The 13,599-nt window shown below is 69.9% G+C and carries 12 protein-coding genes; 10 read left to right on the top strand and 2 right to left on the bottom strand.

Annotation, left to right across the window (positions count from 1 at the left end; translation table 11 throughout):
* Positions 1-101: 101 nt before the first annotated feature.
* The 9 genes from IEY36_RS21630 to rfaE1 all read left to right on the top strand — a co-directional run bounded on the left by IEY36_RS21630 (position 102) and on the right by rfaE1 (position 10,163).
* Positions 102-452: a DUF983 domain-containing protein gene (locus IEY36_RS21630; RefSeq protein ID WP_229681483.1), complete on the top strand. Its 351-nt coding sequence runs from the start codon at positions 102-104 to the stop codon at positions 450-452.
* 76 nt (positions 453-528) lie between these two features.
* Positions 529-1,251 (top strand): SURF1 family protein, encoded by a 723-nt coding sequence (locus IEY36_RS21625; protein ID WP_188970732.1) that lies wholly within the window; start codon positions 529-531, stop codon positions 1,249-1,251.
* Positions 1,251-2,738 carry a carboxypeptidase M32 gene (locus tag IEY36_RS21620; RefSeq protein ID WP_188970730.1) on the top strand — a complete coding sequence of 496 codons (1,488 nt, stop codon included), beginning with the start codon at positions 1,251-1,253 and terminating at the stop codon, positions 2,736-2,738. The genes IEY36_RS21625 and IEY36_RS21620 overlap by 1 nt, the downstream gene beginning before the upstream one ends.
* On the top strand, positions 2,738-3,544 hold the full coding sequence (locus tag IEY36_RS21615) for a sulfotransferase domain-containing protein (protein ID WP_188970727.1): 807 nt from the start codon (positions 2,738-2,740) through the stop codon (positions 3,542-3,544). The genes IEY36_RS21620 and IEY36_RS21615 overlap by 1 nt, the downstream gene beginning before the upstream one ends.
* 204 nt (positions 3,545-3,748) lie before the next feature.
* The gene (thrC, locus tag IEY36_RS21610) at positions 3,749-5,146 is read left to right on the top strand and encodes a threonine synthase (RefSeq protein WP_188970725.1); all 1,398 of its coding nucleotides are present in this window, start codon (positions 3,749-3,751) and stop codon (positions 5,144-5,146) included.
* Between the two features lie 123 nt (positions 5,147-5,269).
* Positions 5,270-6,535: a M16 family metallopeptidase gene (locus IEY36_RS21605; RefSeq protein ID WP_188970723.1), complete on the top strand. Its 1,266-nt coding sequence runs from the start codon at positions 5,270-5,272 to the stop codon at positions 6,533-6,535.
* Complete coding sequence (locus IEY36_RS21600) at positions 6,532-7,278, top strand: class I SAM-dependent methyltransferase (protein WP_188970721.1); 747 nt, start codon at positions 6,532-6,534, stop codon at positions 7,276-7,278. The genes IEY36_RS21605 and IEY36_RS21600 overlap by 4 nt, the downstream gene beginning before the upstream one ends.
* Before the next feature lie 20 nt (positions 7,279-7,298).
* Positions 7,299-8,624, top strand: a complete 1,326-nt coding sequence (locus IEY36_RS21595) for a TldD/PmbA family protein (protein WP_188970719.1) — start codon at positions 7,299-7,301, stop codon at positions 8,622-8,624.
* Positions 8,625-8,702: 78 nt separating this feature from the next.
* Positions 8,703-10,163 carry a D-glycero-beta-D-manno-heptose-7-phosphate kinase gene (gene rfaE1, locus IEY36_RS21590; RefSeq protein ID WP_456307054.1) on the top strand — a complete coding sequence of 487 codons (1,461 nt, stop codon included), beginning with the start codon at positions 8,703-8,705 and terminating at the stop codon, positions 10,161-10,163.
* A gap of 297 nt (positions 10,164-10,460) precedes the next feature.
* Here rfaE1 and IEY36_RS21585 read toward each other — a convergent pair whose 3' ends face one another.
* Positions 10,461-11,147, bottom strand: coding sequence for a lysozyme inhibitor LprI family protein (locus IEY36_RS21585; protein WP_188970717.1), 687 nt, complete (start codon positions 11,145-11,147; stop codon positions 10,461-10,463).
* 37 nt (positions 11,148-11,184) lie between these two features.
* On the bottom strand, positions 11,185-12,162 hold the full coding sequence (locus tag IEY36_RS21580) for a Bug family tripartite tricarboxylate transporter substrate binding protein (RefSeq protein ID WP_188970714.1): 978 nt from the start codon (positions 12,160-12,162) through the stop codon (positions 11,185-11,187).
* 119 nt (positions 12,163-12,281) lie between these two features.
* Between IEY36_RS21580 and IEY36_RS21575 the strand changes: the two genes are divergently transcribed.
* On the top strand, positions 12,282-13,490 hold the full coding sequence (locus IEY36_RS21575; RefSeq protein ID WP_188970712.1) for a CaiB/BaiF CoA transferase family protein: 1,209 nt from the start codon (positions 12,282-12,284) through the stop codon (positions 13,488-13,490).
* The last annotated feature ends 109 nt before the right edge of the window (positions 13,491-13,599 follow it).

Genomic DNA, 13,599 nt, shown 5'->3' with positions numbered 1-13,599 from the left:
GGCGCCAGGCATGGCATCCCGGCGCCTGCTGTCGCGCCGACCCCGGCCGGGCCCCACGCCCGGCCGGTTGCCGTTCCGGGGCCTGGAAAGGGAGCCTGCCGGTGAGTGAAGGGTCATCCCTGGTAACCGCAGCGCTGCTCGGGCGCTGCCCGCGCTGCGGAAAGGGCAAGCTGTTCAAGGGGCTGCTGGATATCCGACCGCGCTGCGAGGTCTGTGACCTCGACCTCAGCGCCCATGACGCCGGCGACGGTCCGGCGGTGGCGGGCATTTTCGTCATCGGCGCCATCGCGGTCGGCCTCGCCTTGTGGGTCGATGCGCATTACCGGCCGCCGCTCTGGGTGCATGCGGTGGTCTGGCCGATGGTGATCCTGCCGCTGTCGGTCGGCACCATGCGGCTGGCCAAGGCGGCGCTGGTCGCGCTGCAGTGGCGGCACCGGCAGAATACGGGCTGACGGGCGAATTGCGCCGGACCGCGAGACCCTCCGGCCCTTACGACCGATGGTGCGAGACCCTATAGGCCCTCCGATCATGCCCAAGCGCCATCACCCCCACGCCGCCCCCGCCCCGGTCAAGCCAAGGCGGCGGCTGCTGCTGCCCATCCTGGCGACGCTGCCGGCCATGCTGGCGCTCCTTGGCCTGGGCACCTGGCAGGTCGAGCGATTGCTGTGGAAGACCGAATTGCTGGATCGCCTCGCCGCCGCCGAGGCCGCCCCGGCCCAGCCGGCGAGCGTCTCGCCTGCCCCCTTCAGCAAGGTCATGGTGACAGGCCGCTTCGACTATTCGAAAGAGGCGATGCTCGAGATCGAGCTGCGCGGCACCACCCTGGGCGGGCGGGTGATCACGCCCTTGATGCGCGATGACGGCCCACCGGTCCTGGTCGATCGCGGCTGGGCGCCCTTCGAACGCGATCGCCCCGTCACCCACCCCGAAGGCGAGGTCACAGTCACTGGCTGGGTGCGCCCCGCCGAGACGGCCGGCTGGTCCTCGGCGACCGACGATGTGCCGGGGCGGCGTTTCTATACCTTCAACCCAGCGGCGATCGGCGCCGCGCTCGGGCTGCCGGCGGTGGCCCCCTGGGGCCTGGTGGCGATGGACCCGGCCGTGGCCGACACCCTGCCGCAACCCTCCCAGGCGCTGCCACGGCCGAACAACAATCATCTCGGTTACGCCATCACCTGGTATGGCCTGGCCGCCGCGCTGGTTGGCGTGTTCCTCGTCTGGGCGCGCCGCCGCCTGAAGGAGAATCCCTGATGCCCAATGCCGCCCTCGCCCGCCTGAAGGCCCGCTTCACGCGCATCGCCGCGCTGGGCGAGGCCGCGGGCATGCTGCATTGGGATGCCAGCGTCATGATGCCGCCGGGCGGTGGCGCCTCGCGTGGGGAACAACTCGCGGCCCTGGCCGGGCTGTCGCATGAATTGCTGACCGCGCCGGTGGTCGAGGAAGACCTCGAGATCGCGTTGGCCGACGGCGAATGGGAGGACGCCAACCTCGCTTTGATGACCCGCGCCCATGCCCGCGCCACGGCCCTGCCGACCGAGCTGGTCGAGGCCACCGCCCGGGCCAATTCGGCCTGCGAGAAGATTTGGCGCGAGGCCAAGGCGCGCGCCGACTTCGCCATGGTTCGCCCAGCATTGACCGAGGTGGTGCGGCTGCAGCGCGAGACGGCGCAGGCGCTGGCCGCTGAGCTGGGCATGGACCCCTATGACGCGCTGATGGATGGCTACCAGCGCGGCGTGACGGCGGCCGATGTCGAGCCGGTCTTCGCCGCCTATGAGACCTTCCTGGCCGAGGCGCTGCCGCGCGCCGAGGCGATCCAGGCCGCCCGCCCCGCCCCCGTGCCGCTGCCCGGTCCCTTCCCGGTCGAGGTCCAGCGGCGGCTGTGCCAGGCGCTATCGGCCCGGATCGGGCTCGACTACGAGCATGCGCGGCTCGACGAATCGCTGCATCCCTTCTGCGGCGGCACGCCCCAGGATGTGCGGCTGACCACCTTCTACGACGCCCAGGACGTCGCCAAGGCGCTGCTCGGCGTGCTGCACGAGACCGGCCACGCGCTGTATGAGCGCGGGCTGCCCGAGGCCTGGGCGCGCCAGCCGGTTGGCGAGGCAGCGGGGATGGCGGCGCATGAGTCGCAGTCGCTGATCATCGAGATGCAGGCCTGCCGGTCGGATGCCTTCCTGGGCTTCCTCGGCGGCGAATTGCGCCGTGCGTTCGGCGGGCCGGCGGAACCCTATACGGCCGGCAACCTCGCCGGGCTGTGGCGGCATGTCGGGCGCGGCTTCATCCGCGTCGATGCGGATGAAATCACTTATCCCGCCCATGTCATCCTGCGCTTCCGGCTCGAACGCGCGCTGATCGGCGGCGACCTGCAGGTCGCGGACCTGCCGGGGGCGTGGAATGAGGGCATGCGGAAGATGCTCGGCATCACGCCGCCGGACGATGCCAAGGGCTGCCTGCAGGACATCCACTGGCATGACGGCGCCTTCGGGTATTTCCCGTCCTACACCCTCGGGGCGATGGCGGCGGCGCAGCTGATGAAGGCGGCGCGGGCGGCGGTGCCGGGGCTCGATGACGGGCTGGCCTGCGGCGACATGGCGCCGCTGCTGGGCTGGCTGCGGGCCAATGTGCATGGCAAGGGCTCGCTGCTTGGCTTCCAGGACCTGCTGCGGTCAGCCACGGGCAAGCCGCTCGACCCGGCGGATTTCATCGAGCACTTGACCGGCCGCTACCTGCGCGACTGATGACCGGTGCCAGCATCACCCTGGTCGCGGGTTATCCGCGGTCGGGCACCACCTTCACCGCGGGGTCCTGCGCCTCGGCCGAGGCCTGGTGGCACCAAGGCGAGGGCATGCTGGAACTGCGCGACAAGAAGCGGCCGCGCACCGGCTTCCAGCTCGATGCCGCGTTGGACCGCGCGGCCTTCGAGCGCTCCGTCGCCAGCCTGCACCGCTTCTCCATCCGCACCCACAGCCCGCCCGAGACGGTGCGGCGGGACTTCCCCGAGGTCTGGGCGCGCGTCGGGCGCATCATCTATGTGCAGCGCCACCCGCTGGAGGTGGCGGTCTCGGTCTGCCGCTACGTCATCGCGACGCAGGGCTTCGTCCCCGGGCTCGGCACGCCGGAGACCTCCTTCGAGGCGGCGGCCGCGCGCGGGGATGTCGCCGCCTTTTTCCGGCTGTTCTGCGAACATCGCGGCGCGCCGGAATTCGTGCCCCTGTGGGGATCGTGGTCCGACCATCTGGCCGGCTGGCGGGCGGCGATGGACCAGGCCGGGCTGCCCTGCGCGGTGCTCTCCTATGACCGGCTGGTGCGCGAGCCGGTGGCGCGGCTGCTGGCCGCGGCCGGGGTGCTCGGCCTGCCGTGGCAGGAGGCACATGTCCGCCGCGCGGTGACCCAGATGGCGCCGGAGAAGGTGCGCCAGGGCATCGGCGACTTCTTCGTCGGCAAGGACCCCGAGGCGCTGCGCTACCCCGGCCTGCTCGGGGAGGCCGATATCCGCCTGGGCTTCGAGACCTTCGGGGAGGCGATGCTGCGCTTCGGGGTCTAGATCGTGATGGCCGCAGGTGCGAATGCACCGGAGGTCTGAATCGCGCGATCAAACAATAGGTTAGGGCGTGGTGGGTGAACGAATGTGAACCAATCACGCTCGAGGCTGAACCGCGTCCATCACCATCGCCCCGGGGCCGCCCGGCCCGGCCCCGCCGCGCAAGGCCCCTCGCCGCCATCGCATCGACCCGGTAAAGACCCTGCCATGCGCTATATCTCCACCCGCGGGCAGGCTGCCCCGCGCGACTTCGAAGCCGTCCTCCTGGCGGGGCTCGCCGAGGATGGCGGGCTGTTCGTCCCGGCCGAGTGGCCCGTGCTCACGCCGGCCGAATGGCGGGCGATGCGCGGCCTGTCCTATCCGGCGCTCGCCGCGCGCATCCTCACCCTGTTCGGCGCCGGCGATATGCCGATCGGGCGGATCTGCGAGGAAGCCTATGCCGGCTTCGGCCACCCCGCCGTGGTGCCGCTGGTGCAACTCGACCGGCGCAGCTTTGCGCTGGAGCTGTTCCACGGCCCGACCCTCGCCTTCAAGGACATGGCGATGCAGGTGCTGGGGCGCATGTTCGACCATGTGCTCGACAAGCGGGGGGAGCGGGTGACGATCGTCGGCGCCACTTCGGGTGACACCGGCTCGGCCGCCATCGAAGCCTGCCGAGACCGCGCTGCGGTGGACATCGTCATCCTGCACCCGGAGGGCCGCACCTCCGACGTTCAGCGCCGCCAGATGACCACCGTGCTCGCGCCCAATGTGAAGAACATCGCCGTGCACGGCGATTTCGACGCCTGCCAGGACCTGGTGAAGGCGATGTTCAACGACGCGCCCTTCCGGTCCGAGATGCACCTCTCCGCGGTGAACTCGATCAACTGGGCGCGCATCGCGGCGCAGATCCCGTACTACGTCTCCGCCGCGCTGGCCTTCGGCGCACCGGACCGGGAGGTGGCGTTCAGCGTGCCGACCGGGAATTTCGGCAATGTGCTGGCGGCCTGGGCAGCGCGCCGGATGGGGCTGCCAATCAGCCACCTCATCATCGGGTCCAACCGCAACGACATCCTGGCGCGGTTCCTCGCCGCCAACGACATGTCGGCGCAGCCGGTCGAGCCTTCGCTGTCGCCCTCGATGGACATCCAGGTCTCATCGAACTTCGAGCGGCTGCTGTTCGAGCTGCTTGGTCGCGACGGGGCGGCCACCGCCGGGACCATGACGCGCTTCCGCGCCGAGGGCCGCATGCCGGTCCCCGACTCCGCCTGGCGCGAGGCGACCAGGCTGTTCAGCGGCTTCACCCTGGACGATGCCGGCACGTTGACGGAAATCCGCCATCTGTGGACCAGCACCGGCTATCTGGCGGACCCGCATACCGCCGTCGGCACCGCCGCCGCCCGTGCCCTGGCGCCGGCCGACCCGGCCATCCCGGTCATCGTCGCCGCCACGGCGCATCCCGCGAAGTTCCCCGATGCGGTGGAACGCGCGACCGGCATCCGCCCCCCTCTGCCGGCGCGGCTTGGCGACCTATATGACAGGGAGGAACGTTTCAGCGTCCTGCCCAACGACCTCGGTGCCATCGAGGCTGCCGTTCGTGCCCATGCCCGGCGCAATGCCGCCTGACGCGAGTTCCGTCCGCCCATGGCCCATGGAAGCCGCGCCAGATAATAGCATTGTCGTGCGTTTTCACCCGACCAGGTGATGCCACCTGGTCGGGATCCGTTCTCAGGGAACCCCCGCCCCACCATGACCGATGCCGTCCGCGTCACCCGCCTGCCCAATGGCCTGACCGTCGTTTCCGAAACCATGCCGCGCGTCGAGACCGTCTCGGTCGGTGCCTATATCGGCGTCGGCACGCGACATGAATCGCCGGAGGTCAACGGCGTTTCCCATTTCCTCGAACATATGGCCTTCAAGGGCACGGCACGGCGCGACGCCGCCGCCATCTCGCGCGAGATCGAGAATGTCGGCGGCCACCTGAACGCCTACACCGCCCGCGAGCAGACCGCCTTCTACGCGAAGGTGTTGAAGGAGGACACGGGCCTCGCCGTCGACATCATCGGCGACATCCTGACCCATTCCACCTTCGCCCCCGACGAGATCGAGCGCGAGCGCGGCGTGATCCTGCAGGAGATCGGCCAAGCCAACGACACGCCGGACGACATCGTCTTCGACCATTTCCAGGAGACGGCATTTCCCTCCCAGGCGATGGGCCGCCCGGTGCTGGGCACGGAGGACACCATCAAGGCGATGAGCCGCGATGCGCTGACCGGCTACATGCGCAGCCATTACGGCCCGAATGCCATGGTCGTCGCCGCCGCCGGCGCGCTGGAGCACGACGCGCTGCTCGACCTGGTGCGCACCCATTTCGCCGACCTGCCGGCGACCAGCGCGATGACGCCGGAAGCCGCACGCTACGGCGGCGGCGAGTTCCGCGAGACGCGGGAACTGGACCAAGTGCACATCGTGCTCGGCTTCCCGTCAGTGCAGCATGGCGACCCGATGCATTACCCGACGCAGCTGCTGTCCACGCTGCTCGGTGGCGGCATGTCGTCGCGGCTGTTCCAGGAAATCCGCGAGAAGCGCGGGCTGGTCTATTCGATCTACTCCTTCGCCTCGCCCTTCCGCGATGGCGGGTTGTTCCAGATCTACGCCGGCACCGGCGAGAAGGAGGCCGGCGAGTTGATGCCGGTGACCATCGAAGCCCTGCGCGCCGTGCAGCGCGACGTGACCGAGGACGAGCTGAACCGCGCCAAGGCGCAGCTGCGTGCCTCGCTGCTGATGTCGCTGGAGAGCACCGGCAGCCGCTGCGAGCAGCTTGCCCGGCAGTTGCAGGTGTTCGGGCGGGTGATCCCGGTCGAGGAAACCAAGGCGAAGATCGCCGCGGTGACGGTAGAGCAGATCCAGCAGGCGGCGGCGGCAATGTTCCGCGCCACGCCAACACTCGCGGCGATGGGGCCGGCAGAGCATGTGCCCTCGATTGCAGCCATCATGGAGGAGTTGACAGCATGAGTGACAATGATCACGAGGCCGCAACTACTACCCCAGAACAGCAGACGCACTCGTCACGGCGGGTGAACGCGCTGGCTCAGCGCATCGGCGCGCGACACTACCTCGAGATCGGGGTGAGTACCGGGCGCACGTTCCGCACGGTGGAGATGGCCGAACGCGTTGGCGTCGATCCGCGCTTCCTGTTCGACACGGATGCGGTGGCGAACGCGGCGACCCGGCTGCACGCCATGACGAGCGACCGCTTCTTCGCCGAGGCGGCCGGCACGGCACCCTTCGATATCGTCTTCATCGACGGGCTGCATGTCTTCGAACAGGTGGTGCGCGACCTCACCAACACGTTGGCCTGGACCGGCTGGCGATCGGCCATCTTGATCGACGACACGATCCCCAACGACGTCTTTTCCGCCCTGCCCTCGCAGCGCGACGCGCTGCGCCTGCGCAAGGAAAGCGGCGGCAAAAGCAATGCCTGGCATGGCGATGTCTTCAAGATCGCCTTCCTGATCCATGATTTCTTCCCCTTCCTCGACTACCGGACCATCGTAGGCTCGGGGAACCCGCAGACCCTGGCTTGGCGTGCGGCGAGCCCAATGCGCAAGCCGGTGTTCGACAGCCTCGAACGCATCTCGCGCCTGACCTGGTTCGACCTGAAGGCGCATGACGCCGTCCTGCGGCGCGCGAGCGAGCAGGAGGCGATCGACCTCTGCGCCCAGGCCATCGAGGCGCGCCAGGGCGCGGCCTCCTGACCCATTCCTGAGAGTAATCCATGGACCGCCTTTCCAAGCTCTCCGACCTCATCGCCGCCGCGAAGCGTGCCGGGGCGGATGCCGCCGATGCGTTGATCGTCGCCTCCACCTCGCTGTCGGTGCGCCGCCGGCTCGGCGCCATCGAGCAGCTGGAACGCTCGGAGGGGTTCGATCTTGGCCTGCGCGTCTTCATCGGGCGGCGGGTGGCAATCGTCTCCTCGACCGACCCGGCGGTGACGGGTTTCGACGCGCTGGCCGAGCGCGCCGTCGCCATGGCCCGCGTGGTGCCGGAGGATCCCTTCGCCGGGCTGCCCGAGGCGGTGACGCTGGCGCCGCGCGACCTCGACCTGGTGGATGCGGCGGAGCCGACCGCCGAGATGCTGCTCGCGCGCACCGCGGCGGCCGAGGAAGCCGCGCTGGCGGTGCCCGGCGTGACCAATTCCGACGGCGCCGATGCGAGCTGGAGCCGGTACGAGATTGCCCTGGCCGGGTCGAATGGCTTTGCCGGGGCCTATGCGCGGACCTCACATGCCATCTCGACCACCGCGGTGGTGGGCACGGGGACGGGAATGGAACGGGACTATGACTGGTCCTCGACCGTGCATCTAGCGGATCTCGACGACCCGGTGGCGATCGGGCGGCGCGCGGCGGAACAGGCGGTGCGGCGGCTGAACCCGACCAGGCCGAAGACGGCGCGCATTCCGGTGGTGTTCGACCCGCGGGTGGCGGGCAGCCTGCTGGGACATCTGAGCGGGGCGATCAACGGTTCGGCGGTGGCGCGCGGGACCTCGTTCCTGAAGGACCGCATGGGCGAGCAGGTGCTGGCGAAGGGGCTGGTGGTGCGGGATGACCCGTCGCGACGGCGCGGCCTGCGCTCGCGGCCCTTCGATGGGGAGGGGATGCCCGGCGAGGGCCGCGTGATCGTCGGCGATGGCGTGTTGCAGAGCTGGCTGCTGGATTGGCGGTCGGCGCGGCAGCTCGGGCTGGTTTCGACCGGCCATGCCAGCCGGGGCACCGGCGGGCCGCCGGGGCCGGGCGCGACCAATCTGTGGCTCGAAGCGGGCAGGCTATCGCCGGCCGAGTTGATGGCCGACATCGTCGAGGGGCTCTACGTCACCGACCTGATCGGCATGGGCGTGAATGGGGTGACCGGCGACTACAGTCGCGGCGCGGCAGGCTTCATGATCCGGCATGGGCAATTGGCGGAGGCGGTCAGCGAAGTGACCATCGCCGGCAATCTGAAGGACATCTTCCTGAACATGACGCCCGCCGATGACCTGCAATTCCGGCGCGGGACGGACAGCCCGACGGTGCGGATCGAGGGCCTGACGATGGCCGGATCGTGACCGTTATCTTGCATTGCAACACAACCATAGGCTAGGGGCATGACGATGACAGGCCCCGTGCCCGACGCCGACCGCCCCCTGCCGGAGATCCCCGTGGCCGAGCTTGCCGAGGGGATCCGCGCCCTGCGGCGCGCCTCGGTGCTGGTGGTCGGCGATGCGATGCTCGACCGCTACGTGTACGGCTCGGTCCGGCGCATCAGCCCGGAGGCGCCGGTGCCGGTGCTCGCGGTCGAGCGCGAAGTGGCGATGCCCGGCGGTGCCGGCAATGTGGTGCGCAACCTGACGGCGCTGGGCGCGGCGGTGGCCTTCGTCTCGGTGGTCGGTGACGACCAGGCGGGCAGCGACCTGACCGGGCTGATCGGCGGCCAGCCGAATGTCGAGCCCTGGCTGCTGGTGCAGGGCGGCCGCGCGACTACGACCAAGACGCGCTTCATCGCCAATGGCCAGCACATGCTCCGCGCGGACCATGAGGTGCTGCAGGCGATCCATCCGCGCCTGGCTGAGCGGATGATCAAGATCGCCGGCGATGCGGTGGCGGCGACCGCAGTGGTGGTGCTGTCGGATTACGGCAAGGGCGTGCTCGATGGCGCCACGGCGCATCTGTTGATCGAGGCCGCGCATGCCGCCGGGCGGCGGGTGGTGGTGGACCCCAAGGGGCGCGATTACGCGCGCTATGCCGGGGCGGATCTGATCACGCCGAACCGCGCCGAGCTCTCGGTCGCGACTAGCATGCCGGTCGATACCGAGGCGGATATCCTCGCGGCGATGCGCGCGCTTAAGGCGGCGCATGGCTTCGGCGCCGTGCTGGTGACCCGCAGCGAGGACGGCATGACGCTGCTCGAAGGCGATGTGGTGCATCATTTCCCCGCCGAGGCGGAGGAAGTGCACGACGTCTCCGGCGCCGGCGACACGGTGGTCTCCACGCTGTCCGCGGCGATGGCGGCGGGGCTGCCGCTGCCGGTCGCGGCCAGGCTGGCGAACATCGCGGCCGGCATCGTGGTCGGCAAGGTCGGCACCGCCGTGGTGCGCGAGGAAGAGCTGGCCGAGGCGCTGACGCCCGAGCGCGGCGCGCTGCGCAAGGTGATGTCGCGCGCCGCCGCCGCCGAGCAGGTGGAACGCTGGCGCCGCCGTGGCTGGCGCATCGGCTTCACCAATGGATGCTTCGACCTGCTGCATCCGGGCCATGTGCATCTGCTGGAACAGGCGCGGTCCTGGTGCGACCGGCTGGTGGTCGGGCTGAATTCGGATGCCTCGGTGAAGCGGCTGAAGGGGCCGTCGCGGCCGATCCAGTCGGAGGCGGCGCGGGCGGCGGTGCTGGCTTCGCTGGCGACGGCCGATTGCGTGACGGTGTTCGACGAGGACACGCCCGTCGAGCTCATCAAGCTGTTGAAGCCGGACGTGCTGGTGAAGGGCGCGGACTACACGGTGGCGCAGGTGGTCGGCGGCGATATCGTGCAGGACTATGGCGGCGAGGTACGGCTGGCGCAGTTGCTGCCGGGCAATTCGACGACAGCGACGGTCGCGCGGATGAAGGGCTGAAGGGCGGGACTACCAGGAGAGGGGCGTCGCCCCTCTCCGGACATCTCCCCACTAAAGGCCAAAGGGCCTCTGGACACCAGTTTTTGGCGTGCGGAATCACAGCTTTGCCGAGGCGAGAAAGGCGCGCCCAGCACAGTGCCTAGGATGATTCTCGGCGCCCCGCACATCGGTCGTTCTGCCGCCGCCAAACCCACTTCACGGCCCAATGCCAGGTATCGGTTTCCAAAGGACCTTAGGCCTTTGGTGGGGGAGGTCCGGAGGGGGCAAAGCCCTCTCCGGTTCTATGCACCCCTGCCCTCACCCAGCGCCGGACTGCCTGATCTCCGCCCGCGTATCCTCCATCGTCTCCTGCAGGCAATCGAGCGGCACCCGGCCTGGCGCGCGGCCGCAGGCGTCGCGGGCAGCAACGTAGCGCCGCAGCAAGGTCTCGAACCGGGCCAGCGCGGCGGGGTTGCGTGCCAACCGGGCCCGCGCCGCCTCGGCCTCCCGCGCCACCGCCAAATCCAGTTCCCGCATCCCCGGCGTGGCGCAGATTTGCATCGCGGCCCAGCCGGCCGTGGCGGGGCAGGAGACGGCGCTCAGCGCAACCGCCGCCGGTGCCGCCTCGGGGGCGGGCTTGGCAGTGGGCAGCGCCGTGGCTGGTGCGCCCTGGGCCAGGGCCTCGAGGTCGCGGCTGCGGGCTCGCATGACGCGGCGCAGGCAGGATTGCGCTTCCCGCGCCTGCGGCCCCTCGCAGGCGCGGCGTTCGCCGAGCCAGGCGCGCTGCGCCGCCTGCAGGCCGGCGCGTTGCTCAGCCGTGGCGCCCGCGGTTGCGGCGCGCCAGGCGGCGGCGATGCGGCGGTCGAGTTCCGCGAGGTCCGCCTGGGCGCAGATCTGGCGTTCGTCCCAGGCACGCGCCTGGCGACAGTCGAAGGACGGGCCGGACTGCGCGCGGGCAGAAAACGGCAGCAAGGCGAGGACGGTCAGCATCAGGGCGCGGATCATGGGCGGGAGACCAGCACGCCAAGCGCCGGCGCGTCCATCACTCGATGGAGACACCGGCCGCCTGCACCACGACACGCCATTTCTCAACTTCGCCGGCGAGGAAGGCCAGGGCGCGACGGGGGCTGGTGTCGGATTCGGGCTCAATGCCGATGCCGAGCAGTTCCTGCTGGAAGGCGGTGTCGGCCATGACGCGCGCGGTCGCATCGGACAGCACGGCCATCACCTCGGGCGGCGTGCCGGCGGGCGCGGCGAGGATGTTGAAGGTGCTCGCCTCCGCGCCGGTGATGCCCTGTTCGGCCATGGTCGGGATGGCGCGGTCCACCGCGCTGCGCGTCGGGTGCATCACCGCGACGATGCGGATGCGGCCGTCGCGATGCAGTTCGTACAGCGTGCCGAAGGTATCCACCTGGAAGGCGGTGGTGCCGGCGACCAGATCCTGGATCGCCGGGCCGGAGCCGCGATAGGGGATGTGTTCGGCGCGAAGTTCCCCGGCGCGGGCAAGGAACAGCGCGCCGGCCAAGTGGTTCGAGGTGCCGACACCCGAGGAACCGTAGGACAGCGCGCCGGGCCGTTCGCGCAGCTTCGCCACCAGCTCGGCGGTGGTGCGCGCGCCGGTCTGCGGGCCGACGGCGAGCACGAAGGGCACCACGCCCAGCAGCGAAACCTGCTCGAAATCCTTCACCGGGTCATAGAGCGGACGGCGATAGACCAGCGGGCTGGTCAGCGCCGAGGAGGAAGCGTGGAAGATCAGCGAATACCCATCCGGCCGCGACCGCGCGACATCCTGCGCGCCGAGCATGCCGCCGGCGCCGGCCTTGTTCTCGATCACCACGGTATGGCCGAGCGCGCGCTGGAACCGATCGACGAAGCGGCGCGCGAAGACATCGGTCGGCCCGCCAGGCGCGAAGGGGACGACGACGCGGATCGGGCGCGAGGGGAAACGGTCCTGCGCGCGTAGCGATGGTGCGGCGAGCAGCGATGCGGCGGCAGCACCCAGAATGACCCGGCGTTGCATGGTTGGTTCCTCCCGAATTCGTTGCGGGCATCGTGCCTTGGCGGGAGGCATGGCGCCAGCGGGCTTTGCGTCGCGCGCGACCTGCGCCACCCTGCCCGCCGAATCGAACCGGAGGAAACATGGTCGGCGCGCTTGATGGCCTGCGTGTGATCGATCTGACGCGGGTGGTGGCAGGGCCGCTCTGCGCGCAGATGCTGGGCGACCTCGGTGCCGACATCGCCAAGGTGGAACGACGCGGCGATGGCGACGACCTGCGCGCGCTCGGCCCGCCCTTCGTGCCGGGGGCGGAGGACAGCACCTATTTCGTCACGCTCAACCGCAACAAGCGCTCCGTTTCGGTTGATTTCGCCAAGCCGGAGGGGGCGGCGATCCTCAAGCGCATGGTCGCCAATGCTGATGTGCTGATCGAGAATTTCCGCCCCGGCACGCTGGCGCGCTACGGGCTTGGCTATGAGGACCTGCGTGCCGTCAATCCGCGGCTCATCTATTGCTCGGTCAGCGGCTTCGGGCAGAGCGGACCATATGCCGAACGGTCGGGCTATGATTTCGTCGCGCAAGCGATGACCGGGTTGATGGAAGTGACGGGCGAGGCGGACGGTGCGCCCGGCGGCGGGCCGCAGCGCGTCGGCGTGCCGGTGGCGGACATGTTCACGGGCTTCGCCGCCGCCGTCTCGATCCTCGCCGCGCTGCGCCATCGCGATGCGACGGGCGAAGGCCAGAGCATCGATGTGAACCTGTTCGAGACCATGGCGTCGCTGATGCAGGCGCCGATGTCGTCCTGGCTGAACGCCGGGCGCATCTTCCCGCGCAGCGGCAATGACAGTCCGGTCGCAGTGCCTTACGGCGTGTTCCAGGCGTCGGACGCGAAATTCGTCATCGGCGTGTTGAACGACCGCGAATTCGTGCGTTTGGCCGAGGCGCTCGGGCACCCGGAATGGTCGGATGATCCGCGCTTCAAGCGGGCGCGCGACCGCTCGGAACATCGCGCCGCGCTGCTCGACCGGATGAACACGCTGCTGAGGACGCGCCCGCGCGCCGAATGGCTGGCGCGGCTGGAAGTGGCAAAGATTACCTCCGGCCCGATCAACACGGCGAAGGATTTCGAAGCCGACCCGCATGTGGCCGCGCGCGAGACCATCATCGAAATCCCGCACCATGCGGGACGGAATGTGCGCGTCGTCGCCTCGCCGCTGCATCTCTCGGCGACGCCGCCGACCGTGCGCCACGGCATCCCGGCGCCGGGCGGGGATACCGATGCGGTGTTGGCGGAATTCGCCGGCATGACGGGCGACGAGATCGCGGCGGCCCGGCAGGCCGGGGTGATTTGACCGACGCATCGCCGCTGATGCCTATGGGAGGGGCGTCACCTCTCCGTTCCGCGCGTTGACAGACAGGTCACTCCGCGCCGCGCCCGGCTGTGCCATGATGGCCCGAACA

Source organism: Neoroseomonas lacus (assembly GCF_014644535.1).
Taxonomy (GTDB): domain Bacteria; phylum Pseudomonadota; class Alphaproteobacteria; order Acetobacterales; family Acetobacteraceae; genus Neoroseomonas; species Neoroseomonas lacus.
The sequence above is the reverse complement of the archived record's forward strand: the minus strand, read 5'-3'. Positions and strand labels throughout refer to the sequence as shown.

Excerpts from the sequence above, each read along its gene's own strand:
- IEY36_RS21595 (WP_188970719.1), top strand. The coding sequence starts at position 7,299 with ATGGACCGCCTTTCCAAGCTCTCCGACCTCATCGCCGCCGCGAAGCGT.
- IEY36_RS21600 (WP_188970721.1), top strand. The coding sequence starts at position 6,532 with ATGAGTGACAATGATCACGAGGCCGCAACTACTACCCCAGAACAGCAG.
- IEY36_RS21625 (WP_188970732.1), top strand. The coding sequence starts at position 529 with ATGCCCAAGCGCCATCACCCCCACGCCGCCCCCGCCCCGGTCAAGCCA.
- IEY36_RS21605 (WP_188970723.1), top strand. The coding sequence starts at position 5,270 with ATGACCGATGCCGTCCGCGTCACCCGCCTGCCCAATGGCCTGACCGTC.
- IEY36_RS21585 (WP_188970717.1), bottom strand. The coding sequence starts at position 11,147 with ATGATCCGCGCCCTGATGCTGACCGTCCTCGCCTTGCTGCCGTTTTCT.
- IEY36_RS21575 (WP_188970712.1), top strand. The coding sequence starts at position 12,282 with ATGGTCGGCGCGCTTGATGGCCTGCGTGTGATCGATCTGACGCGGGTG.
- thrC (WP_188970725.1), top strand. The coding sequence starts at position 3,749 with ATGCGCTATATCTCCACCCGCGGGCAGGCTGCCCCGCGCGACTTCGAA.
- IEY36_RS21580 (WP_188970714.1), bottom strand. The coding sequence starts at position 12,162 with ATGCAACGCCGGGTCATTCTGGGTGCTGCCGCCGCATCGCTGCTCGCC.
- IEY36_RS21615 (WP_188970727.1), top strand. The coding sequence starts at position 2,738 with ATGACCGGTGCCAGCATCACCCTGGTCGCGGGTTATCCGCGGTCGGGC.
- IEY36_RS21620 (WP_188970730.1), top strand. The coding sequence starts at position 1,251 with ATGCCCAATGCCGCCCTCGCCCGCCTGAAGGCCCGCTTCACGCGCATC.